The organism is Enterobacter sp. KB-280D8 (assembly GCF_041399405.1).
Taxonomy (GTDB): domain Bacteria; phylum Pseudomonadota; class Gammaproteobacteria; order Enterobacterales; family Enterobacteriaceae; genus Enterobacter; species Enterobacter cloacae_N.
Map to the genome: position 1 here is coordinate 1 of NZ_JBGKEC010000047.1, position 241 is coordinate 241.

The 241-nt window shown below is 56.4% G+C and carries 1 pseudogene; it reads right to left on the reverse strand.

The features are described 5' to 3' along the window. Nucleotides 1–241, reverse strand: a pseudogene (locus tag AB8818_RS22955) (Clp protease ClpP); the annotation flags it as partial.

Consider the following 241-nt stretch of genomic DNA (forward strand, 5'->3'; position numbering starts at 1 on the left):
TCGGATATTCAGGGTTCGCTCCCCCTCCTTCTGCAGACGCATCAGCTTGCGCGATTCGTCCAGGCTGGCCACAGAAATTGCGCCCGCGCTCAGGTTCTTGTGATCGGCATGGAACAGCGCCTTTCCGTCTGAGAGTTTCGGGTTTTTGGTCAGAATGGCATAAACCAGATCGCCAATCGTTGCTTTCGCCGCGCGCCCCATCTTCATCGGTACGTCGGTAAGCTGGTTCAGATCGTCGTTG